General features: G+C 61.1%; 26 protein-coding genes and 1 pseudogene. 7 read left to right on the top strand and 20 right to left on the bottom strand.

The window, feature by feature from the left end:
* Positions 1-69: 69 nt before the first annotated feature.
* On the bottom strand, positions 70-1,563 hold the full coding sequence (locus AC1Q6C_RS28615; RefSeq protein WP_011331654.1) for a SulP family inorganic anion transporter: 1,494 nt from the start codon (positions 1,561-1,563) through the stop codon (positions 70-72).
* Between the two features lie 351 nt (positions 1,564-1,914).
* Between AC1Q6C_RS28615 and AC1Q6C_RS28610 the strand changes: the two genes are divergently transcribed.
* The gene (locus tag AC1Q6C_RS28610; RefSeq protein ID WP_492666926.1) at positions 1,915-2,325 is read left to right on the top strand and encodes a pyridoxamine 5'-phosphate oxidase family protein; all 411 of its coding nucleotides are present in this window, start codon (positions 1,915-1,917) and stop codon (positions 2,323-2,325) included.
* 150 nt (positions 2,326-2,475) lie between these two features.
* On the opposite strand, the gene AC1Q6C_RS28605 is transcribed toward AC1Q6C_RS28610, so the two are convergent.
* Entirely contained in the window at positions 2,476-2,901 is a 426-nt protein-coding gene (locus AC1Q6C_RS28605) for a MerR family transcriptional regulator (RefSeq protein ID WP_003944676.1), read from the bottom strand.
* Between the two features lie 253 nt (positions 2,902-3,154).
* Here AC1Q6C_RS28605 and AC1Q6C_RS28600 point away from each other — a divergent pair, with 253 nt between their 5' ends.
* Positions 3,155-4,336: a glycosyltransferase 87 family protein gene (locus tag AC1Q6C_RS28600; protein WP_492666935.1), complete on the top strand. Its 1,182-nt coding sequence runs from the start codon at positions 3,155-3,157 to the stop codon at positions 4,334-4,336.
* 41 nt (positions 4,337-4,377) lie between these two features.
* Here the strand turns inward: AC1Q6C_RS28600 and AC1Q6C_RS28595 are convergent, their stop codons facing one another.
* The 4 genes and pseudogenes from AC1Q6C_RS28595 to AC1Q6C_RS28580 form a co-directional block, all read right to left on the bottom strand.
* Positions 4,378-5,919: a SulP family inorganic anion transporter gene (locus AC1Q6C_RS28595; protein WP_037131624.1), complete on the bottom strand. Its 1,542-nt coding sequence runs from the start codon at positions 5,917-5,919 to the stop codon at positions 4,378-4,380.
* Positions 5,920-6,185: 266 nt separating this feature from the next.
* Entirely contained in the window at positions 6,186-8,663 is a 2,478-nt protein-coding gene (locus AC1Q6C_RS28590; RefSeq protein WP_492666925.1) for a tyrosine-type recombinase/integrase, read from the bottom strand.
* Complete coding sequence (locus tag AC1Q6C_RS28585) at positions 8,663-9,451, bottom strand: tyrosine-type recombinase/integrase (RefSeq protein WP_492666934.1); 789 nt, start codon at positions 9,449-9,451, stop codon at positions 8,663-8,665. Before AC1Q6C_RS28585 ends, AC1Q6C_RS28590 begins: the two co-directional genes overlap by 1 nt.
* Before the next feature lie 204 nt (positions 9,452-9,655).
* Positions 9,656-9,934: pseudogene (locus AC1Q6C_RS28580) on the bottom strand (site-specific integrase); the annotation flags it as partial.
* A 217-nt stretch (positions 9,935-10,151) separates the two neighbouring features.
* Between AC1Q6C_RS28580 and AC1Q6C_RS28575 the strand changes: the two are divergent.
* Complete coding sequence (locus tag AC1Q6C_RS28575) at positions 10,152-10,316, top strand: hypothetical protein (RefSeq protein WP_019749989.1); 165 nt, start codon at positions 10,152-10,154, stop codon at positions 10,314-10,316.
* Positions 10,317-10,494: 178 nt separating this feature from the next.
* Here the strand turns inward: AC1Q6C_RS28575 and AC1Q6C_RS28570 are convergent, their stop codons facing one another.
* The 5 genes from AC1Q6C_RS28570 to AC1Q6C_RS28550 all read right to left on the bottom strand — a co-directional run bounded on the left by AC1Q6C_RS28570 (position 10,495) and on the right by AC1Q6C_RS28550 (position 13,940).
* Positions 10,495-10,722, bottom strand: a complete 228-nt coding sequence (locus AC1Q6C_RS28570; protein WP_019749988.1) for a DUF2283 domain-containing protein — start codon at positions 10,720-10,722, stop codon at positions 10,495-10,497.
* 104 nt (positions 10,723-10,826) lie between these two features.
* A complete protein-coding gene (locus AC1Q6C_RS28565; protein ID WP_492666924.1) occupies positions 10,827-11,561 on the bottom strand; it encodes a hypothetical protein in 735 nt (244 codons plus the stop codon).
* Between the two features lie 387 nt (positions 11,562-11,948).
* Positions 11,949-12,116 (bottom strand): hypothetical protein, encoded by a 168-nt coding sequence (locus AC1Q6C_RS28560; RefSeq protein WP_019749985.1) that lies wholly within the window; start codon positions 12,114-12,116, stop codon positions 11,949-11,951.
* 552 nt (positions 12,117-12,668) lie between these two features.
* The gene (locus AC1Q6C_RS28555; protein WP_257207368.1) at positions 12,669-13,358 is read right to left on the bottom strand and encodes an SMI1/KNR4 family protein; all 690 of its coding nucleotides are present in this window, start codon (positions 13,356-13,358) and stop codon (positions 12,669-12,671) included.
* 60 nt (positions 13,359-13,418) lie between these two features.
* The gene (locus tag AC1Q6C_RS28550; RefSeq protein ID WP_125461309.1) at positions 13,419-13,940 is read right to left on the bottom strand and encodes a hypothetical protein; all 522 of its coding nucleotides are present in this window, start codon (positions 13,938-13,940) and stop codon (positions 13,419-13,421) included.
* 169 nt (positions 13,941-14,109) lie between these two features.
* Here AC1Q6C_RS28550 and AC1Q6C_RS28545 point away from each other — a divergent pair, with 169 nt between their 5' ends.
* Positions 14,110-14,454 (top strand): histone-like nucleoid-structuring protein Lsr2, encoded by a 345-nt coding sequence (locus tag AC1Q6C_RS28545; RefSeq protein WP_019749981.1) that lies wholly within the window; start codon positions 14,110-14,112, stop codon positions 14,452-14,454.
* Between the two features lie 541 nt (positions 14,455-14,995).
* On the opposite strand, the gene AC1Q6C_RS28540 is transcribed toward AC1Q6C_RS28545, so the two are convergent.
* Together AC1Q6C_RS28540 and AC1Q6C_RS28535 are read right to left on the bottom strand one after the other, a co-directional pair.
* Positions 14,996-15,310: a hypothetical protein gene (locus AC1Q6C_RS28540; RefSeq protein WP_019749980.1), complete on the bottom strand. Its 315-nt coding sequence runs from the start codon at positions 15,308-15,310 to the stop codon at positions 14,996-14,998.
* 103 nt (positions 15,311-15,413) lie between these two features.
* Positions 15,414-15,848: a DUF6188 family protein gene (locus AC1Q6C_RS28535; RefSeq protein WP_080572351.1), complete on the bottom strand. Its 435-nt coding sequence runs from the start codon at positions 15,846-15,848 to the stop codon at positions 15,414-15,416.
* On the opposite strand from AC1Q6C_RS28535, the gene AC1Q6C_RS28530 reads away from it, so the two are divergent.
* Complete coding sequence (locus tag AC1Q6C_RS28530; protein ID WP_019749978.1) at positions 15,759-16,286, top strand: hypothetical protein; 528 nt, start codon at positions 15,759-15,761, stop codon at positions 16,284-16,286. The genes AC1Q6C_RS28535 and AC1Q6C_RS28530 overlap by 90 nt on opposite strands.
* Here AC1Q6C_RS28530 and AC1Q6C_RS28525 read toward each other — a convergent pair.
* The 5 genes from AC1Q6C_RS28525 to AC1Q6C_RS28505 all read right to left on the bottom strand — a co-directional run bounded on the left by AC1Q6C_RS28525 (position 16,264) and on the right by AC1Q6C_RS28505 (position 18,904).
* Entirely contained in the window at positions 16,264-16,701 is a 438-nt protein-coding gene (locus tag AC1Q6C_RS28525) for a hypothetical protein (protein ID WP_019749977.1), read from the bottom strand. The two genes, AC1Q6C_RS28530 and AC1Q6C_RS28525, sit on opposite strands and share 23 nt — an antisense overlap.
* Positions 16,702-16,767: 66 nt before the next feature.
* Positions 16,768-17,118, bottom strand: coding sequence for a hypothetical protein (locus AC1Q6C_RS28520; RefSeq protein WP_019749976.1), 351 nt, complete (start codon positions 17,116-17,118; stop codon positions 16,768-16,770).
* Between the two features lie 116 nt (positions 17,119-17,234).
* Positions 17,235-17,615: a DUF6188 family protein gene (locus AC1Q6C_RS28515; protein ID WP_256921966.1), complete on the bottom strand. Its 381-nt coding sequence runs from the start codon at positions 17,613-17,615 to the stop codon at positions 17,235-17,237.
* A gap of 142 nt (positions 17,616-17,757) precedes the next feature.
* A complete protein-coding gene (locus AC1Q6C_RS28510; RefSeq protein WP_019749974.1) occupies positions 17,758-17,991 on the bottom strand; it encodes a hypothetical protein in 234 nt (77 codons plus the stop codon).
* A gap of 415 nt (positions 17,992-18,406) precedes the next feature.
* The gene (locus AC1Q6C_RS28505; protein ID WP_019749973.1) at positions 18,407-18,904 is read right to left on the bottom strand and encodes a hypothetical protein; all 498 of its coding nucleotides are present in this window, start codon (positions 18,902-18,904) and stop codon (positions 18,407-18,409) included.
* Positions 18,905-19,084: 180 nt separating this feature from the next.
* Between AC1Q6C_RS28505 and AC1Q6C_RS28500 the strand changes: the two genes are divergently transcribed.
* Positions 19,085-19,381 (top strand): hypothetical protein, encoded by a 297-nt coding sequence (locus AC1Q6C_RS28500; RefSeq protein WP_019749972.1) that lies wholly within the window; start codon positions 19,085-19,087, stop codon positions 19,379-19,381.
* Positions 19,382-19,506: 125 nt separating this feature from the next.
* Here AC1Q6C_RS28500 and AC1Q6C_RS28495 read toward each other — a convergent pair whose 3' ends face one another.
* Positions 19,507-20,358 (bottom strand): TFIIB-type zinc ribbon-containing protein, encoded by an 852-nt coding sequence (locus AC1Q6C_RS28495; protein WP_182263448.1) that lies wholly within the window; start codon positions 20,356-20,358, stop codon positions 19,507-19,509.
* Positions 20,359-20,512: 154 nt separating this feature from the next.
* Positions 20,513-21,100 (bottom strand): hypothetical protein, encoded by a 588-nt coding sequence (locus tag AC1Q6C_RS28490; protein ID WP_125461312.1) that lies wholly within the window; start codon positions 21,098-21,100, stop codon positions 20,513-20,515.
* Between the two features lie 474 nt (positions 21,101-21,574).
* On the opposite strand from AC1Q6C_RS28490, the gene AC1Q6C_RS28485 reads away from it, so the two are divergent.
* Positions 21,575-21,952: a hypothetical protein gene (locus AC1Q6C_RS28485; RefSeq protein WP_019749968.1), complete on the top strand. Its 378-nt coding sequence runs from the start codon at positions 21,575-21,577 to the stop codon at positions 21,950-21,952.
* Positions 21,953-21,999 lie beyond the last annotated feature (47 nt).

Here is a 21,999-nt window from a genome sequence, read left to right as displayed (position 1 = left end):
GTACCACCATAATTCGTTGCGCTACAGCACAATTAGGTGATAACCGAGCGCAGACGGCGTCCACCCATCTCAATGCGATGAAGTGAGGGTGCCGCTGAGCCCTCGGTGACGCTCGAGGCTGGCGCCGTCGAGACCGATGATCTCGACGTGCTTTCCCTTCGCTTCGTACTTGTGCTGAATGGCATCGAGAGTGGCGACCGTCGAGGCATCCCAGATGTCGGCACCGGTGAGGTCGATGATCACGTTCGCCGGATCGTCGACGTAGTCGAACTGATAGACCAGATCGTTGCTCGAAGCGAAGAACAGCTCCCCGGTCACCCGATAGACGCGGGTATCGACGAGTCCGTCCTCGTTGGTGTCCGCTTCGGACACCTTCTCCACATTCGTCAGATGCGCGACGCGGCGGGCGAACATCACCATCGCCGTCAGCACACCGACGATCACGCCGTAGGCGAGGTTGTGTGTGGTGACGGTGACGATCACGGTGGCGGCCATGACGAGGGTTTCGCTACGCGGCATGCGGCGCAGGGTCTTCGGGTGCACACTGTGCCAGTCCATGGTTCCGACGGAGACCATGATCATCACCGCTGCGAGCGCGGCCATCGGGATCAAGGCGACGACGTCACCGAGTCCGACGACGAGGATCAGCAAGAACACTCCGGCCAGGAACGTCGAGATGCGGGTGCGGGCGCCGGATGCTTTGACGTTGATCATGGTCTGGCCGACCATCGCGCAACCACCCATGCCACCGAAGAATCCGGTCAGGACGTTCGATACTCCCTGCGCCCACCCTTCGCGGGTCTTGTTCGAGTGCGTGTCGGTGATGTCGTCGACCAACTTCGCCGTCATCAGCGATTCGAGGAGGCCGACCAGCGCCATCGCCAGCGCGTAGGGAGCGATGATGGTGAAGGTGTCGACGGTGAGCGGCACATCAGGAAAGAACAGCGACGGCAGGCTCGACGGCAATTCGCCCTCGTCCCCGACGTCGGGGACGTTCAACGCGAAGACCACCGTCGCCGCGGTCAGCAGCACGATCGCCACCAGTGGTGCCGGTACTGCGGTGGTGAGTTTGGGGAGCAGGATCATCACCAGCAATCCGACTCCGACCATCGGATACACCATGGCGGGGACACCGATCAGGTGTGGGAATTGGGAGGTGAAGATCAAGATCGCCAGTGCGTTGACGAAACCGATCATCACGCTGCGCGGGATGAAACGCATCAACTTGGCAACACCGAGGACACCGAAGGCGATCTGAAAGATGCCGGCCAGGATGACGGTGGCGATGAAGTAATCCAGTCCGTATTCACGTGCAACCGGCGCAATGACCAGGGCTATCGCACCGGTAGCGGCGGAGATCATTGCCGGGCGGCCTCCGAGGAATGCGATGGAGACGGCCATGACGAAGGATGCGAACAGCCCCACACGGGGGTCTACGCCGGCGATGATGGAGAACGCGATTGCCTCGGGAATCAAGGCGAGGGCAACGACCAATCCGGCGAGGACCTCGGTTTTGAGTAGTCGCGGTGATCGCAAGGCGCTCATGACCGTCGGTGCGGTCATCTGTGCGTCCCGAATGGTCGAGGGTGGTGAGGCATGTGCTGCCACGATGCTCCGTTCACGTGTGAGCAGGAGAGTTCCTACTCGGCTGGGGTGGCGCGTCGTGCGCCGGGGATGCGTGCGGCAAACCTGGGAATCTCCTGGCCGCGGCCGCCTGGACAGGCGACGGGGTTGACCGAGAACGGCGAACCCTACTCTTACGGAATGGTAGAGTTTGGTTACCGGATAGGCAAAATAGTGTGACGCGCCCCACCGTGCCGTGAAGAAAGATCGGGGCATGTGGGTAACCCGCATCCACGTTCTTGCAGTACTGGGCGCAGCTGCTGCGCATGACCGTGACCGAAGGGGACAACGATGGCGGCGGAGAATGTGGAGAAACTTCACGCACTGTTGCGCACACTGGACACGGTGATGGTCACGACCGTCGACGATCAGAACCGGTTGATCAGCAGGCCGATGGCCTTGCGTATGGGCGATTTCGGCGGAACTTTGTTCTTCCTTGCTCCGACGAACTCGCGCATCATCTCCCACATCGCCGCGAGATCGGCGGTCAACATATCGTTCACATCGGCGAACAGTTCCGTATCCCTCACTGGTACTGCGGATTTCACCACCAACTACAACAGTGTGGCCGAGCACTGGCACAGCAGGCTTGCCCCGTGGCTCCCTCGCGGGACCACCGGGGCGGCGCTGATCGAGGTCACCATCGACGAGGCGAGATTCTGGAGCGTTCCCCACGGTTCGACAGGAGCTACCGGCGCCTAGCGCTCGCCTGTCACCGCAATTCAGCCGTGTCGAATCGCCGGAATATCAAGTGCGCAATAATAGTTCACAGACCGGAGGCCATCCGAATATCTGGACGGAGAGCCTCGACCCGCACTGGTGCGGGGCCTACTCCGCCGGCGCGCTCCCGGATCAGAGAGATGCCGGCGACGATGAACCCGAGGTCGCGCTTCGCGCTGCGAGCAGTTCGGTCAGTTCCTCGGCGTACGCCAATTGCCGCCGCAGCGTGGTGCAGCTCTCCGAGGCCTTGCCGTGGCATTCGTTGATGAAGTCCTCCGCCTCGGAGCGCTCTTTCTCGGTAGCCGAGTCGTCGTTGACGACGTCGAGCGCATCGAGTAGGCCTTTCATTTCGGCGAGGGTGAATCCGAGTGGCTTCATACGCCGAATAACCAGTAGGCGTTCGACATCGGCTTCGGTGTAGAGACGGAAACCGCCGACGCTTCTCTCCGAGGGAACGACCAATCCGACGTCGTCGTAATGCCGCACGGTGCGGATGGACAACTCGGTGCGGTGCGCGACCTGCCCAATCTGCATATGCATGCCGTCGTCGTCACCCATCGGTGCACCTCCACATCCATCTACCCGGCCTTGAATGACGGGCAGATGTTTGCGCCCGCGCTCGGTGACCACTCTAGCGAGCACCCGCATCGGACCAGACCTGCCGGACCGAACGCGAGGTGCGAGCCACCAAACTCTACTGTAACGTACGGGTAGAGTTGCCGTCCTGAGTTGATCGGCGAAAATCCGAGGAGACAGTTCGTTGCCTGTTCCATCGCTGACGTCACCCCGGTGGGCACCTGTCACCATTGCCATGGGTACCGCATTCTCGATTGCGGTGGTCGCCGCGTACTCGATCATCGCAGTCAACGGATATTTGATGGATCTGTCCGTCTTCCGTGACGCAGGACTGGCTTTCACATCAGGGTTGCCGCTGTATTCGGAAGATTTTCCGAGCTCGTCCGGGTTCCGGTTCATCTACTCGCCGTTCGCGGCGATAATTTTCGCGCCGATGGCGTGGAGTGATCCCGTTGTCCTGCAGGTGATATGGACATCGATCAATATCGCGCTGGTGTGGTGGATCCTGAAAGTCGTCCTGCGCCAATTGTCGATACCGCGGCCATCTCTTGTGGCTGCGGCGCTGACTGGTGTGGCGCTGGTCCTCGAGCCGGTGCGCTCGAACCTCGGGTTCGGGCAGGTCAACATCGCGTTGATGGCGTTGGTCGTCGCCGATTGCTGCGGCGCCCTGCCCCGCAGATTCAGAGGAATCGGCATCGGAATTGCCGCGGCCATCAAGATCACTCCCGCTGCCTTCGGGCTCGTCCTGCTCGTGCGGCGAGACCTACCCTCGATCGCCCGCGCCCTCGGCGCATTCTTGGTCACCGTCGGTATCGGTTTCGTATTTCTGCCCAAGGATTCGGTGTGGTTCTGGGCGACGGAATTCTTCCGCAGTGACCGCGGCGGTGCGCACGAGTTCTTCCGCAACCAAGCCGTCACCGGACTGTTGGCCCGACTCGGCGCCCAGGGCATGCTCAAAGATGCGATCTGGCTGCTGATCATCGCCATGATCATCGCCGCCGCAGCCTACGCAGGGCACCGCTTCACGCGCAGCGGGGAACCTGTCCTCGCCCTCGGGGTCGTCGCGCTGGCGTCGCTGCTCGCGGCACCGATCGCGGTCACTCACCACTGGGTGTACGTCATCATGCTGATCCCCCTCGGGGTGGCGCCGCAGTACCGATCGTGGAGGCCCCTCATCGCCGTTGCCGTCACAATTTTCGCCATCGGCCCCTATTTCGTCCTGAGATGGACGTTCCCGGGGGGATGGGCTGGTGAACTTGCGCAGCAGGTGATCGGAAACGCCCAACTCCTGACAGCGCTCGTCCTCTTCGTGTGCGCGGTGCGTGTCGCTGCGACCCGGGACCGCACCAGCTCCGATGCAGCCCCTGCTCCCGCATCCCGTCAGGATGCGGAAGAAGCCGTCCCTTCTCCCGTGTGAGCAGGTGAAGAAACGGCCCCTTCGGTGAGGATGAGCTGGCCTCAGTGACCGCCACCGAGCTTGCCGGAGAGCCGATCCAACCGCTCGAGGCTGGCGCCGTCGAGGCCGATGATCTCGACGTGCTTTCCCTTCGCTTCGTACTTGTGCTGAATGGCATCGAGAGTGGCGACCGTCGAGGCATCCCAGATATCGGCACCGGTGAGATCGATGATCACGTTCGCCGGATCGTCGACGTAATCGAACTGATAGACCAGATCGTTGCTCGAAGCGAAGAACAGCTCCCCGGTCACCCGATAGACGCGGGTATCGACCAGGCCGTCCTCGTTGGTGTCCGCTTCGGACACCTTCTCCACATTCGTCAGATGCGCGACGCGGCGGGCGAACATCACCATCGCCGTCAACACACCCAAGATCACGCCGATCGCCAAATTGTGGGTACCCACCGTCGCAGCGACCGTCACCACCATCACCAGTGTCTCACTCTTGGGCATCAGCTTCAGGGTGCGCGGATCGATACTGTGCCAATCCATGGTTCCGACAGACACCATGATCATCACCGCAACCAGAGCGCCCATCGGGATCAACGCGACGACGTCACCGAGTCCGACGACGAGGATCAGCAAGAACACACCGGCCAGGAATGTCGAGATGCGCGTGCGGGCACCGGAGACCTTCACGTTGATCATCGTCTGCCCGATCATCGCGCATCCGCCCATGCCGCCGAAGAACCCGGTGACCAGGTTCGCCACACCCTGCCCCCACCCTTCGCGGGTCTTGTTCGAGTGCGTGTCGGTGATGTCGTCGACCAACTTCGCCGTCATCAACGATTCGAGGAGGCCGACCAGCGCCATCGCCAGCGCATACGGCGCAATGATCGTCAGCGTCTCCATGTTCCACGGCACATCAGGAAAGAACAACGACGGCAAGCTCGACGGCAATTCGCCCTCGTCCCCGACGTCGGGAACGTTCAACGCGAAGACCACCGTCGCCGCAGTCAGCAGCACGATCGCCACGAGCGGCGCAGGCACCACCGAGGTCAACCGCGGCAGGAAAATCATCACCAACAAACCGACTCCGACCATCGGATACACCAAAGCCGGCACACCGATCAGATGCGGCAGCTGCGAAGTGAAGATCAAGATCGCCAGCGCGTTGACGAACCCGACCATCACGCTGCGCGGGATGAAACGCATCAACTTGGCGACACCGAGAACACTGAGCGCCACCTGGAAAATGCCGGCGAGGATGACAGTGGCGATGAAGTAATCCATCCCGTACTCACGCGCAACCGGCGCAATGACCAGGGCTATCGCACCGGTTGCGGCGGAGATCATCGCCGGGCGGCCCCCGACGATCGAGATGGTGACCGCCATCGTGAACGAGGCGAACAGCCCGATCCGCGGATCGACCCCGGCGATGATGGAAAAAGAAATTGCCTCGGGGATCAAGGCGAGCGCGACGACCAGTCCGGCAAGGACCTCGATCTTGAGCCGGCGAGGTGAACGCAACGCCGCACGCACAGACGTACCCGCCTCCCCCGCCTCTCGCACCTGCGGGGCCGTACCGCCCGTGTTCTGGGCCATCACATTGCTCCATCCGATTCCGCCCACGTTCGAGCGCGGAATCAATACGTAATTTTCGAGGCTGTCAACGCCTACGAATCGGATTTACCTGTGCACGCCACCTCGCTCGGCAGCGCACAAACACAGAGGCACTCTACCCTCACAAGAGAGTAGAGTGCCTACCGGAAATTCTCGGTCGCTACCACCTGCCATCCGTCTACCGGCTGCTGCACCCGGCACGGAAGGTTCCCGATCCGGCACGCTCATCCCAATCAGGTTCATGCTCGTCATGCAGGAGGTTGGACGATGTGCGCGACGATGTCCGGGAAGCTGGGCATGTTGAGTTGAACGGCACGACGGGCCCGTCGATCGATCTGATCGAGCTTTTCCTCGGTAGCCACGAGGCTTACGCGGAGACCTTCTGCTTCACCGATCCAGCCTTCGCTGTCCGCCTCGGCAATTCGGGCAGCAAGGTTGTCGCGTATCTCGACGAGCCGGAAACGTTGTGCGGGATCAACACGCAATACAGGGCACCGGATGCAACTGTGTTCATGCTGGCAGCTGGTGCCGTAGGCGCGGCCGCATTCGCCGAGGGCGAGTTTGCGGCGCTCGAAGTGTCCGAGAAACTCATCCCATTCGGTATCTGTCGGGGTGCGGTACTCCTCGCTCGGGCGGAGGGCACGTCGGCGCGAGATGAAGGCGCGGTGACCGTTGATCGCTTCCTCCGGGTAGATGGCTTTGTATCCCATGGTTGTGTTGATGTCCTTGTGCCCCAACAGAACTTGAGCGATATGCGGAGGCATGCCGTTCATGATGGCGTCGGTAGCGAAGATTCGGCGCAGATCATGGGGCTGGAAGTACAGCGGTTCGCCTGCTGCGTCCTTCACTCCTGCCGCATCGATGAGTTCGGTCAGTGCATTGCGGATCAAACCTGCGGATACCGCGCGGTGGTGACCACCGCATTTCCATTGGAACAAGAGTGGGGCCGGGGCCACCCAGATACGTTCGTTCCGGTCGTAAAGAGGCACAAGGGGTACTCCTCCGTCCGCGCCGCGTATTCGGGACACGATTGTCGACAGCATGTCGGCGAGGTCCGGGCTGACCACAAGTAGGCGTTCCTCGTCTGTCTTCGAGGGTGCTATCTGCAGTAGCGGGATGAGCTCTCCGGTGGCGGGTAATCGATATTGGGTGATGCTGTGATGGCTGATTTCGAGCATCTCTTCGATTCGAACGCCTGTGTGTCGCAGGACTTCCACAGTTGCCAGAGCCCAGAATGCTCGGTTCTCGGCTTCTCGGAGCCGGATGGTTCGTCCCTCGGAGTCGTAGATGACCGGAATGCCGTCAGCGCTTGCTTTCAACCATGGGTCCGACTTGGTGTAGGTCTTGCCGAGGACGGTGAATTTGGAGCCCGGCGATGCTGCAACAGCGGCCTCGAGGAGCATCCTGGCGTCATGGGCTCGTTGTTCTGCGATACGCACCAGTTCTGGCAGTCGAGGTAGTCGCTCTCGTGTGCGCTGATCCATGCGTGCTTTGCGTCGGCGTCCGATTTTCTTCGCGCTCGTCTCTCCTGGGCCGATCGGGCACGGCACTACCCACCTCGCCCACCGTGCGGGGTCGAGTGCTGCCCACGCCGCCAGGTCGAGATAGAACGCGCGCACAGCTGTCAGCATGTCGGTGTAGTTCATTCGTGGACTACGGGTCTCGGCGTACGTTCCGTCGGGGAGTCGGCGGCGGCTGACCTTCCAATGCATGCGTTCTTTCCATGCCTGGGCTACGCCGCGGTCGAGTTGCAGCGAGTTGATTCCGGGATGGGTGGTCTCCAGGTTTTTCCAGAAATGCAGCGCCAAATGTCGTGAGAGATTGTCGAGCGTCGTGTAATCCAGCGAAGGGTGACGTTCGGACAGATAGTCCACGAGGAGATTCCGGACGTCGGCGTTTGCGATGTCGAAGCGATCGACGAGTTCTGCGACGGTGCTCTGTCCTCGATACACCGTGACGAATCGTAAAGTCGGTGGCGCGTCTGGTGGGAAGATCCCGATGTCGTGGAGAAGTTTGTAGAAGAGGTAGCGCGTTTTACCTCTCGAACATACGGCGAGCTCCGCCTGGCGAAGTTCGACGCAGTCACCGACGGTGATGTCGGAGAGGCCGCCGCCTTTGGACAGGATCAACATGGAGATCTGCCATCGTGCAGTTCGACCTTGCATTGCTTGGGCAGTCTCTGCACCTGCCGCGGCCTCCAGTCGCTCGAATCCTCTCGGATCTCGGCTGATTGCCGCCCAGTCGCGCCAGTAGTGCGACCGGTGCAGTTGGACCACGAAACGTAAATCGGGGCGAATCAGATCCGCGACGAACAATCCGATCAGGGCATGCGTCAGGACCGTGGGCCGAACCGATGGCACTCCCTGTTCGTCCAGCCACGTTTCCGGTATCGAAACCCATCCGAGACCGTGTTCGGCGACGCCACTGCCGTTCCAGCGGCCTTGCCAGCTCTTTCCCGGAAACGAATTCAGCCACCGCAGAAGCAGCCCAGCACCTCGGACAGCATCGCGCTGAAAGCTCTCGCTACCCGGAGCCCGGATCATGAGTGCTTCCACCCGCTTCAGGGCGGCCGCTCGGCCGAGTTCAGTCGTCTTCCACGACGATGGCACCACACGCGGTGGATACCGATCGAGGAGTGTGTCGATGACACTGCGATTCGCACCTTCGCGGGCATCGACGTTCAGGCTCCAACTGGCAGGCACTTTGGAGACACGTGCAGAAACCATCAGCGTCGACCTCCGAAAAGTACGTCCAACACTGCCGGGTTGTAGCCCGGCGCTGGCGGTGCGGGCATCGATTGGGTGTTGCCGGTGTATCGAGCATGGTGGGCTCGGACGTGCGCGAAAACTTCGTCGCGGCTCGGGGTCAGATACAGCTGAGTGGTTGTCAGGTGCGCGTGGCCCAGGATCCATTGCACATCGGACAACGGCATGTCAGGATCGCTCGTCATCCGAAAGGCTGCGGTGTGGCGCAGGTCGTGAATGGTCCAATTGGATCCCAACATCGACTGCGCCCGTGAGAACATCGCGCGCGCACCCGAATACGACAGCTGCCGCCACGGCCTTCGCAACGTCATCCACAAGGGATGATCGCAGCCGCGAGGGGCATCCTTTCCCCATGCCTCTTCTTGATAGATCCGCAACCACACGAATGCATCTGGCGACGCCGGCAACTGTTGGACCTCCCGGGTCCCCTTCCTTATTACGGTGATCAATTGCTGGCCCGGATCCGCACACTGCTGGGACATCGACAGGAGCTCGTCGGCGCGGGCACCGGTCGAAACCCAGAAGGCCAACATTGCCCGATCTCGGTTAGACGACAACGCCGCGAATAGTTCGTTGAAACGATCATCGGGAATGCGCTTCGGTATCCGTTTCGGAACCTTGGGTCTGTATCGCCCCTTCCGCTCGTTACGAAACGGATCCTGCGGATCGTGATGCGCGTTCGACCGAAAAGCGCGGGGCGAGCGATCCACCGGGAACGGATTGACGACCGGCCCAGCACCGATGCTCATCTGAAAATCGTAGAACGCCCGCAACACCGTTTCCGCGTGCGCTCGAGTGGCCGGGGAGAATTTCTGTCCCTGCCGCGGCTTGCCGGTGACCTCGTTGACCACCCAATGACCACTCTTGGCCGCATTGCCCCCTACAGGTGTTGTGCCGGAGACTTTTTCGCCCCGCCTCCGCCAATGTTCACGCCTGGGTTTATCCGCAATCTTCATCCAACGCGCAAAATCACGGCCCTCCGCGGGACTGGCTCTCTCCCATCCCACGTCGACCGCTGCGAGAAATCTCCACCACCGCAACAAGTCATGCCCGTACGATCGGATCGTCGCCGACGACCGGTCACACGCGTGAAGTTCCTCGAAAAATAGTGTCGCAGCGTCGATTACCTCACCCGACGCATCGAGTAACCGGTAGGGCTCTGCTTCGGAACCTGTCGAAATCAGCCGCCCCACGTCGGGAACGACCAGCCCTGCAAGATCAGCCCGGCGCATCTCGCTGCACATACTGAGGAAAGTATCAGCACAGCCCCTGACCTGCAATGATGCAATTTTTTAGTTCAGTTAATACGCCAACGCTCCCCTGTCGGGGGCTGCCCGAGCGTGGCGAGCATCGGCGGCACTGGTTTTCCGGTGGTGGCGCTCATACCTTCCACTGTGCGCTGGTTTGTACTGGTTTCGGCCGATTTTCGGAGGTTGAAACAATAGTGAAATGAGCGAGACTACAGAACCGGATGAGACTCGAGGGTGGAGCCCGGCCCCGGACGAGGGCCAGGCCGGCACGGTGCTGACGAAGGACGGCCAGTGGGCGTACCGCTACAAGGACGGCGCGGAGCTGATCATGCTGAAGATGCCGGATCGTCCAGCCGCGAGGTAGCCGGCAGAATTCATAAGATCAGGTCGCCACATGTGACCGACCTGCAAGGATCTTGCAGGTCAGGACCTCAGCTTTCGCTGCGGTCTGGTCAGTGTGGCGACCTGATTCTCGTCGCAGGGTACAGAGTAGTACGCGGGTCCGACATCTTCGATGCAGAGATCTAGGGGCCGGTCTCCGGTTAGTCGATCGGGGAGAGCGCGGACGCGTGCAGGAGGGACAAGGCTCCGAGTAGTTCGATACCGAGAAGCCTGCCGTCTCTGTCGAAGTCGAGGACGATCTGGCCGTCAGAACCATCACAGTCGACGTGCTGCTGGCGCACCGCATCTCCGTTCGCCCGGTCGGAGGCCACATAGATGTATGAAGCGTCGGCGTCAGGGTCGTATGTTGCCGCGAATGTCAGATGCATATCGAGAGAATAGTTCTGGGCGAAGCGTGAGGCGACTTGACGCTGTCGCCGTGCCGATACTTCAACACGTGAAGTACCGGCACATATCCTCGTCGAACGCGGGTTCATCCAAATCCGTTGGGACCGTTGAAGAATTCCTCGGTGAGGATGTCCGCGTCTTTGAGTCCACTATCTCTCAGCTTCTTTTTCATCTTCAAGGATGCATACACGTAGGGCAGGGCGGATCGCGGATCGGTGTCGTAGTCCTCTTCGCTCCCGCCCAAGAACACGAAGACTCGCGGCGTGATGCATTGTCCGACGTCCAAGCTGGACAAACCGGCCCGCTGCAGCCAGAAGGCAAATCGGTCCAGTGCGCAGCCGTTCAAGATGGTTCCATCTGCGATTCTCAGCAGAAGAAGCCCGTACGGTAGCAGTTCCTCTGCGATGCCTCGGGCGGGATCGTAAATGTAAACCATTGTTTCAGGTTCGTTCTGAGTCAGCTTGTCGAGAATGAAGAACTGGATGCCACGCCAGTCCTGAGCGAAGCAGTACATACGAGGGTGATCGAAGTACTGGGATAGAAAGTCAGAAAGCCGATCCGAGATCGACTCGTCGTAGACCTGGAACGCCCCACTTCCCAAAGAGAGAGAAGTTCTTCCGCTGGGATTGCCACCGGAACCCATGGATGAGTCCTCACTGTTGCGGTCCTGTAGGGGCATTTCTTCGGCCTGTGGGGCGCTTGGAAACGCTGGGCCCTGCACCAGAGCTATCCACCTACAGGCCGAACACCACAGCTCATAGCTGATGTCCCCGTCCGCAGTGGAAAGGGGTTCATCGAAGGGAATCCACTCGACCGTCAAATCTCGCTGATTGCAGTTCGGGCACCGAATTCCTTCGAAGGATCCTTCCCGGATTCTGGCCGCAACGAACTCCGGCACCGGCACTGGCGTCGTACGGACCTCATGGCTTGAAGGCGAAGTGGGAAGCTGCGTATCGCCCACATGCGATCGATCGAGAGGCGGCGTGGGCGGGAGGTCGGGCCACCGATCAGGTATCGAGGGGCGATACGTGTCGCGGGAGCCTTTGCGGACGAGGTAGATGAGCAGAGCCACCGTCCCCGCGATGATGATCAGCACGGCTGTTTCTCCGTTCGCTGGGGGACCGGGGGAGGACTCGCTGTCACGGAGTCGTCGGCGGCGCGGCTGTTAGTCAGAGCCGGCACGTTGTTGGGCGCTCTCGCGTAGTGGTCAGATCAGTAAGCCGAGCGTCAGAAGCGTGAACGCGAGCACTGCGGTACTGGTGGCGGCGCCGGTGAGCGTCCGGTGTCCCGTGAAAGCCAGCGACGTGGCCTGCAGCGCCAAAGACACTAATCCGGTGCCGAAGGCGGTAAGCAGGACAAGTTGGGGCACGGCCACAGCGCGGTCCAATCATGTTCATTGTCAACGGAACAACGACCCGATGACACCGCCGATGACGTCGACGACGAAGTCCACGACTGTTTCGAGGACGCGTTCTGCGAAGCGCCGCAGTCGACCGGGTTGCGAGGGAGCCATGTCGTCGGTACCCGTAGGGATTCAGAGGCCGCGGGGGAGTGCGATGGGGGTGCAGCGTTGCCGCGCTCGGCTACGACGACTCGACCGGAATGTCACTCCGCCGGACGTGGCTGTTGCCATGCGGACGTGGGGTTCACACGACATGTGCGCGCTCCTTCTGTCGGCGATCGCCCGGTCAGCCGATTGAGGACCGCGGGGTCTCGTTACCGACAGTCAACGCTCTTGCGTGAATATTCAGCAATCATTTTGCGCGGTTCGAGAGTGAAATCACACAAGACTGAAAGCGTTCTTGTTCTTCAAGAATTTTCCAGCGCGCGACGGCCAGCGTAGGCCGTCGAGGTCAGGTGAGCACCGTCTGGGTTATGCCATGGTTACCCGTCGGGCGTCCCAGATTTGGCGGGGAGGGGTGTGTTTTCATGCGCCGAGTCCGACGTTGGTCCAGATGTCGAGGTAGGTGGAGTAGTCAACGAAGTACGGGGGCTCGTCTGACGACCACACCACCCCTCGGACGGCGTCCCCGTCGATGTACAGGCAGAGGTATCCGCCGCCGCCGGAGTGGAACGTGGCGACGCAGCGGGTGGGGTCGGGGTACTCGTCGGGGGAGAGACCGTCCAGGATTCCCCACTCGAAGGCGTCGATGCGAAACATCTCGCCCAGCGGCAGAGGCCCGACCGTTCTCCCAGCGATGTCGTACCAGCCGTTGTGAAGGTGAGTGTAGAACCGCGTGAGGCTTGCCGGAAAGTGGTGCCACACTGCCGGGACGTCGTCGTTCTCGGTGACCGGGCGCCCACCGAGGTAGTACATGTCGCCCCCGTCGGCCGCCGTCATCCGGTACAGGAGAAACCACTCACCCTGAGATGTCAGCAAGGCGACGTCGGCGAGACTGGCAGTGATCGTCGTGTAGGTGTCGGACATGATCGGTCGCCCGAAGTGGTTCCACCGCTTCAACACTTCCGCTACGCGCCACGTACGGTCCCCGGCGAGTGCGTGCAGCCAGTGCTCCGGTAGGTGTCGACGGCCCGGCATTGTGAGGTCGTCGATCTCGACCAGCTCCGGTGCGGCGACAAACCTCGCAACATGCATCAGATCCACTACGTCTCCCATCAAACCGACTGCAGGACTTGCCTTGCGTTGCACAGTGCGTTCGGTCTCTGACGTTCGGTGCTATCCGATGACCGGGACCGTTTCGCCCGTGCGACCCTTTCTGGACAACCACTCCTCGATGGAGATGACGTCCACCCCAGAGATTGACGCTTCGGCCAGGCATTTCTTCGTCAACTCAGCCGACTTCTCGTCGATCAAGACCCACACCAGGTTGACCGACTCTCGGTTGGTCCTCTCGTCGATCGAGGCAAGTTGGTGTCGTGCGATCCCCGGCCACATCTTCTGCCACACAGGGGTGAACCACTCCATCTCATGGCGTACGCCGGTGTCGAGATCGATCGCGTACTCCCACAATCGCCGGACGTCGACCAAGGTTTTCGTCTCGCGCTCCCATGTATCGAAAGGAAGTCGCAAGTTCGGTGCCGCAGAATAGGGCAACGAATATGCGTACCGGCTATCCACGAGAGTGACGAATTCTTGAAATGAGCGATGGGTGTCCCTTACTCGCACGCGGGCACCGTCCCTGGCGATACGCGCAACTGATTGAGCATGGTCACGATTAGCCGAAGAATCGCTGGGCATGAGAGCACGGTACCAGTTGACGACTCGGCGGCAGAGCCCGCGAGAAGCATCTCTCTGCGCCGAAATACTGTCGCTAGACGTCGTCTCGGTACCGACACAAGGGTTGCTAGGGTTACCCGGTCATTGGAGAGATTCCTATCGAATTGGAGACGATGCTGCATGGCTGAGAGTGATTCGCCAACTTATCGACGATCTCGACGGTAAGCCGATCGACGACGGATTCGGCGAACGCGTCCAATTCTCGTATCAGGGGTCGGACTACATGATCGATCTGCGGCCGACGAACGTCGACAAGTTCAACGCCGCCCTCGAGCCTTTCGTGAAGGTCGCCGAGAAAGTCGGAAAAGCACGCCGCGGCAGAAAAGCTGATGTGACGGCGAAGGATACCGGTTCAGGTCGCTCGAAAGAGCAGTTGCAGGCAGTGCGGGACTGGGCAGTCAAGAACGGCTACGACGTGGCACCGCGGGGACGGGTCAACGCGGAGATCCTCGACGCCTTCGACGCCGCGCACTGAATTCGATCCCTTTAAGGCGACACGACATTCAACACTGATACGAAAGCGGGTGTGAGGGGAAGCGTTTCTCACATACGCCCTTCGGCCTGGCCCTGTGTGGATTCCGCCACCTCTTTCATCGCTGGCGCGAACTGCAGGTGTTTCCAACCGAAAACACCCGAGAACCACGCGCCCTTCCTGAGTCGAAGTGTGTCGCCGTCTGCGCTCGGCCGCCGACTGCCACTGCGAACAGCAGAGATTAGACACAGTCATCTCCGGGTACAGTTCCGCAAGCAGCCTGCGGAGTGCGCGCATACACAATCCAGTCGGTCCACCGTCGACGTCTTGCGCTCATTCTGCAGGCTGCACCCGCAACTGTCAGTGCAGATCATTCCCCGAGTTCCCTTGCACGCGAGTAGGCCCGGCAACGGACGCATCGTCGACGGCAGTCCAAAGGTCACTCCTCGTTGAGTCAGACACCGTCCGTGGCTTGAATCTTGCGGATCATCGATGGGCCTCCGGTCTATCGAACCTGCTGATCGGCAGCACTATCGGCGACGGCTCAGGCGGAATGGAGCGACTGGAATGTAGTCACGAACCCATCGATGGTTTCGTACGCTTCGGCCTCGTCTTGCGGTGCGCGGCTCGGGTCATCGTGTCGTAGAGCGTTCATGATTTCGATCTGCCCCCATGCCCAGCGTAGGTCTTCGTGGCGATCGTGTTGTTCGTGCTCGTACTTGTCGACGATCGATTCGTAGACGGTTACCAAGGCGCGCAGGGAAGTTCGGCCGTGATCGTAGTCGTCGGCTACCTCGAGGATCAGAGGGTGAAGATCTGGTGATTCGGGTGAAGGATCGTGCGGGTTGTCCGAAGTCATGAGTCTTGTCCTCGCGATTGACGGTCAGGAAGTTTCCGGCGGGGATGAAGTGTGCGACAAATTTGTGGTCCCGGGAGTATCGCTCGGGCGTCGGTCCCGGTATTCATGGATAGCCATGTCCGTCGGTGCTGGGCCAGTTCCACGCTGCGATCGTGCCGCCAGGTGTCGAGACGACGAGCACGTTCCCGGGCGCGGAGACGTTCCAACTTTCGAAATCCGGCGACGGTGGCACCGACAGTACAGTCCCGGTGTCGAACAGTACGACGAGTGATCCGTCTGCGGTGCAGGTGCTGAGTTCGATTGTCGCGCCGGTCAGTTCCGCTGCGATGTCTGCCCCGGGTGCAGGTGCCGGAAGGCTGATGGCGACTTCGGTGTCGTCATGAAGGGTGAGGGCGGGGTTCTCCTCGACGAAGTATCGAACGTGCGCGTCAGTTTCGAACTGTAGGGCGTGACCGACCTCGGTACGGACAACCCGCTGTCCGACACCTACAAGACGATCACTGCCAGTCTCGCCGACGTCGCCTTGCTGACATCTCAGGGTGAGTGGTTTCTCCTGTACCGGATGACGGCGGCCGACGGGGGCGACATGTACTACCTCGGTGGGCGCCCGGTCACCGAGAACGACGACGTCCCGGCAGTGTGGCACCACTTTCCGGCAAGCCTCACGCGGTTCTACACTCACCTTCACAACGGCTGGTACGACATCGCTGGGAGAACGGTCGGGCCTCTGCCGCTGGGCGAGATGTTTCGCATCGACGCCTTCGAGTGGGGAATCCTGGACGGTCTCTCCCCCGACGAGTACCCCGACCCCACCCGCTGCGTCGCCACGTTCCACTCCGGCGGCGGCGGATACCTCTGCCTGTACATCGACGGGGACGCCGTCCGAGGGGTGGTGTGGTCGTCAGACGAGCCCCCGTACTTCGTTGACTATTCCACCTACCTCGACATCTGGACTAACGTCGGGCTCGGAGCGTAGTCCCCGCGGCAGCCCTGTCCCTCACGGCAATCAGCTGATGGGTCGCGGCGAGAACCAACGCAAGGAAGGCCGCCGGAACACTCCCCACCATCGCTATCAGAGACGGGTTTGTGGAGCTGAACGCGACGGCGAAGCCCCACACAGCAGTGGAGAGCATCGCACCGGCAACGATCCAAGACACCACAGGCCGCGGGATCACTGCCGGAACGATGCACAGCGCCACAGGAATAGCCAACACCAGGAACAGTTGGCGACCGAAGTACTCGTGAACTGTGCCGAGGCATACCGCCGAACTCAACGAATCGAAACCGATTTCGCAACTGGTGATTTCGTACACCGGCCACTGAGCGCTCGCAGATCCCAATACCCCCACCGCGATTGCCAACGCAAGCCACGCGATCCGAATGCCACTCATGAGGCATGATCATGGCATGTGCCGTCGAGTTGGGGCGCTGTCGTCAGCGCCACCCTCACCGAGCGATCAAACTTGCTGATTGCCAGCATCATCGGTGACGGCTGACGCGGAATAGAGCGACCGGAATGTGGTCACGAACTCATCGATGGTTTCGCACACTTCGGCCTCGTCTTGCGGTGCGCGACTGGGATCATCGTGTCGTAGAGCGTTCATGATTTCGATCTGCAGCCACGCCCAGCGTAGGACTTCATGCCGGTCGCGCTGTTCTTCCTCGTACTTGTCGACGATCGATTCGTAGAAGGTCACCAAGGAGTGCAGAGATCTTCGGCCGTGGACATAGTCGTCGGCTACCTCGAGGACCAGCGGATAGTGATCTGGCGAGTCGGCTGAAGAATCTTGCGGGGGATCGGAAGTCATCGCGATGTGTCCTCATGTTCGACGTTCAGGAAGGTTCGACAAGGCCTAATCATGCGGCCGAAGTGTCGCCGTGCGCGTGACGCCGGGCGGTGATGCTGGTCTCGGGGATGGTCACTTCAGTTGAGGTCCGGCCAGTTCCACGCTGCGATCGTCCCGCCAGGGGCCGAGACGACGAGCACGTTCCCGGGTGCGGAGACGTTCCAGCTTTCGAAGTCCGGCGACGGTGGCACCGACAACACGGCACCGGTGTCGAACAGTACGACGAGTGATCCGTCTGCGGGGCAGGTGCTGAGTTCGATTGTCGCGCCGACCAGTTCTGCCGCAATGTCTACCCCGGATGCAGGCGCGGGAAGGTCGATGGTGATCTCGGTGTCGTCGGGGCGGGTGAGCACGGGATTCTCCTCGACGAAGTATCGAACGCGCTCGTCAGTTTCGAACTGTAGGGCGTGACCGACCTCGGCGCGGGCAACCCGCTGTCCGGCGCCTGGAAGATTCATCGCGTTCACGTCAGAAGGATATGACGACCCCGGCTGCGCCCCGCATGGGTTGCAGGGGTGGGAGAACTTAGTGCCGGTGCACTGTCATGTGATCGTCAGTCGACCAGGGCGGCAATCGGGAACGACTTCGCGGCCCTCGACCTCAATCCACCGGCGGTGCCGTGGGTCTTCCTTCTGCGGAGGGAGCGCCGGAGGCGGCGAGGATGTCGATGTCGAATTTGCCGTCAGCCCGACTACGAAGAAGATCGACTGCGATCGAGGCGACGTCGTAGTCCATGAACGTCCCCTGCTCGGTTCGGCAGTGCAGCGAAATGTACACGATCCCGCCCACCACACGGTAAGCCTGGGCCTGGACGCGGAAGTCGGCACCCAACACCAGCCCAGCCCGGGTACAACGCCATCGGCCCTTCGGGAAGCCCCGGCAGCAGGGGGATTTCGTCGATACCGCCGTCGGGGAGCATCCCGTCCACGCCATAGACGATCGGATGTCCGTCCGATTCCTTCGACACCACTGCCAACGGCATCGACGCCACGTTGAACAAGATTCTGGGCGCACCACATAGAAGGGCATCGATGACAAGGGAATCACCTTCTGCGCCGAAGGAAACTCCGACAAGAGGGGTACTTCTGATGACTGTTTCCACGACACGAATCTCCTGCCCCGTGACCAGCCGAGGCGCGTGAATTTCCAGGTCGAGAGCTGGCAAACTCGGCCAGGGCTTGCTTTCGACCAACATCACAACAGTCCTTCAAAACGCGCGTCCCAGACAGGGTGGTCGGCCGGCGCCGGTTCAGTGTTCGACGGGCCACACACCGTCGGAGGCTTTGATCTCGCGGATCATCGACGGGCTGCCAGCGGGCCAAGTCTGGATGAGATAGTCCTCGGTGGCGGAGTCGACGTCCATGTCCCAGTGCTCGGCACGTCCTCGCGTGGCGATACGGAAGCAACGCGCGCCGGTGGGGGAGGTGAGTTCCCCGAACTCCTCGACGATTTCGTTCGCCAAGGTGATGAAGAGCATCGGTTGGCGGCACACTACGTGGACCTCTTCGATATTTTCCCAGGCGTCGAGGTCGATCGCGGGGCCACCGTTGAGAAACATGTCGTCGTCGCCGGAGAGCTGTTCGAGGGTGACGTGCACCGGCCCGTAAGCGATGCCGGTGCGAACAGAGATCAGGTTGTTGCCTGCGTCGAACACCTGCCCCTCTGAGTAGGTCTCGGTGGGATCGGTGTCGGCCGCGGAGATGAGGAATGTGTGGTGCTCGGCATCGACCAAGCCTCGTGTAATCATTATCCGATTGAATCAGCGCGGGCAAGGAATTCCGTCGAGGATCACGCGTGTTGCCCACGTGATCGTGTCCGTCGGTCGCGGTCGAACAGGGGCGCATCGGTAGTCTGAGTTCGTGCCGTATGAGCAGGGATTGAGCGATTGGCGGGTCTACACGGCCGAAGAGTCCGTGGGGGGGACAAGGTGCCGCTGACATTTGACGAGGCAGTCGCCTTCGTGCGGGAAGCGACGGCAAGTCGTTGGTGGGCAGAGGCATTCCCTCATGCCGTTCCCGTCGAGGTCGTGCTCGGCGGCGACGAAGTTTCCGATGCTGGGGGTCAAAGCTACGCGATGTCATATGCGTCCCAGGTGGGCCGTCCCGTTTCGCAGCGGTGGGTGATCTCGATGCATCCCTCCATGGTGGGCACCCGGATCCCCATCCATGAGCTGGCGCACTGTGCGTCCCCGCTCACCACCTCAGCGAACTCAACAGCTGACTGAACCGAGAATGCGTCATCTCGCCGCATGAGGCCTGGTCTACATGAGGTTGCGTGCGAGTTTCGCCAAGGATCCTCCTGCAAGTTCGTGGATTGTTCTGTGAGGCGTCGGATTTCGAGGTAGGACGATTACTTCGGTAGCGGCAGGATCCGTCCGGTTCCGGGGTCGAAGCAGACGAGGCCGAGGTTTTGGGCGGCCCGCACGAAGGTCGCGGCTATCAGGCTTGTCGCCCGGTCGTCGCCGCTGATGTAGATCGCGGCGAAGCTCACAGCGATGTGCCACGTCCACGCCCCTTCGCTGCCGGCATGCGGTCCCGCAGGTGCGATGTGAACCGTGAATTGTGCGGGACTGTCGGTGTCCGGTGCGTTTTTGCTGACCGTGATCGCAGCATCAGGATCGGTGCGCGGAAGTTGCTCTGCGAAGGTGGTCACAAGTTGGGCGATCGTGTCGGTGATCCAGCCGACGGGACGGGCGATCCGTTTTCGGTAGTAGGCGACCGCCGCGTGGTGACTGTCATGCTGTTCGGGCGAACCTTCCCACGCTGCGGCGTGAAATTGACGGATCGGGTCGAGCTCTGCCGGGGCGGTGTGTGGTTGTACGGGCAGGTCCGGTTCGTCTCCCGTCCGCGGTTCCGGCAACCGGTCCGAGTACGACGGGAACGTCGGCGACGCAGGAATTTCGCGATGAGGGTGGGCGGGGCGGTGTTCGAACGCTTCCTGGTTCTCGGTCGCGATCTGCGCGGCCAGTTGCGCGGCCGGGTCCCACCCTGGTGGGGGTCGGCGGCCGCGGCTGAACCACGGCATTTCGCTGTCGATCCAGTGCCGGCGCCACGCCGCGTGCGTGCGCCCCGAGGCGTGGTCGTCGTACCCGAATTGGAATCCGCAGCAGGGGCAGATTTCGTCGGAAGCCGAGGTATCGTCGTCGTTGTACGGGCGGCGGGTGAGGTTCGGGTTGCCGCAGATCGGGCAGGTGTAGATCATCGCAGTGCTCCGCGGTCACGGTCGAAGAAATGGTTACCCTCGGCGGGTTGTGTGGAAGGTGATGGTTTTGCGGCCTCTCGTATACCTACCGAGGGCGTTGGGGTCGGCAGCGTAGGCCCGAATCCTGTCTTGCGGTGGCGTCGTCCTCGACACGTCAGTGCACACGTGTGTAGGTGAGGGTGTTGCCACGTGGCAGGTGAATCAATCGGATTGTGTCGGTGGTGAGTTCGCCGATGCCCAAGTATTGATCGCGTGGGTGCTGGCCGTCGAAGGTCAGTTGGGTGTGCAACGCTGGTTCTGCGGACTGTGCTGCCGCATCGGCGATGTCGGGGACTTCAGCGGTCGGAATCAGCTCCCACGTGCCCGATCTTGTGGCATCCATTCCCTCATAGCAAGTGGTGAGTGTTCCGTCAGCAGCGAAGGTCATACGCGAACGAGAGTCTGCGGTGTCCTGCCAGGTGCCGACGAACAGTTCCGGTGCCGTCCCGGCCGTCGCCAGATTGCCGGGTACAGACGAGCACCGACTCGGCCGCTGGGCCGGTGTATTGGTGGCTGCCGCACCGGATCCGACGGACAGCAGCGACGACGTCGAGTCCTCATCGGCGACCGGGGCATGACTCTTGAGAAAGAGCAGCGCACCGACAAGCGCTACACAGACTGCCCCGAATACCGCGAAAATGACCAGGTCCCGCAACTTGCGGACCCGGTGTTTGCGCTCGGCTTGCACCTTCAAACGTCTCACCCCCGCATCCGGATGAGATCCTCACCTTGACACGGTTCGCGCAGGCGGCATAGATCCACCAGAGAGTTTCGCCTCTTCTTTGCAGTCCCACTTGTCGTTCGATCAGCGTGATTGTGCTGATTCATCAGATTAGCCAGGTCGTTGGTGCGCTCGGTGATCACGGCCTGCCGGGTTGCAGTGGCGATCAGCATCCGAGGAGGACCGAGCTTTCCTCGCCACGGAGATGCATTGTCCATGAGGTAACGAAGATGTAACGGCCTGAGGGTTGCTTCCAAAAAGATCCAAGGGTCTGGCCAGCCGTTTCGCTGAAACAATTTAGACTTCAACGGTTTAGCCACAGTGAGTTGCATCTCAAACCGAACAACTAGATTGCTCAATGTTTGCGAGATGGCGTTGACTGTGACGGGAAGAACCAGACAAACGTGGCCCATGGATGCTTACATCCGGAACGGGTCCTGATGAAGGAGAAGCTGAATGACGCGCCTACGCAAGACGATTACCGCAGCCGCTTTGATTCCCGCCGGTATTGCAGCCATCGCGCTCAGCGGCGCAGGCACAGCATCAGCTATCGCTCCGATCAACGACAACGGGCGCATCGGGGTTCAGCTGAACCAGGGCGAGACCGCGTTGTTCGGTCAGGTTAACGCCGGCGATGCGATCGAATCTGTCACCACGCCGAGTCAGGTCGGTGTGCGCGTGGCCCCAGGATCGATTTACGCAGGTACTGACGGCGTCCGAGGACACCTCGACCAGTTCGCTGACGAAGCCGCAGCGCGAGGCGGAGAAATTTCTCTCGGCGTGCTGAACCCGGCGCGGGGTTCGCAGCAGTTCTTCTTCATCCAGAGCTGGTAATCCTCTCCGCCGAAGAAGTGTTGCTTCCCTCCTCCGCCTTGTATTCC

Source organism: Rhodococcus sp. MT28, from assembly GCF_058792695.1.
Note: the sequence above shows the minus strand (reverse complement) of the source record. Positions and strands in the feature narration are given on the sequence as shown.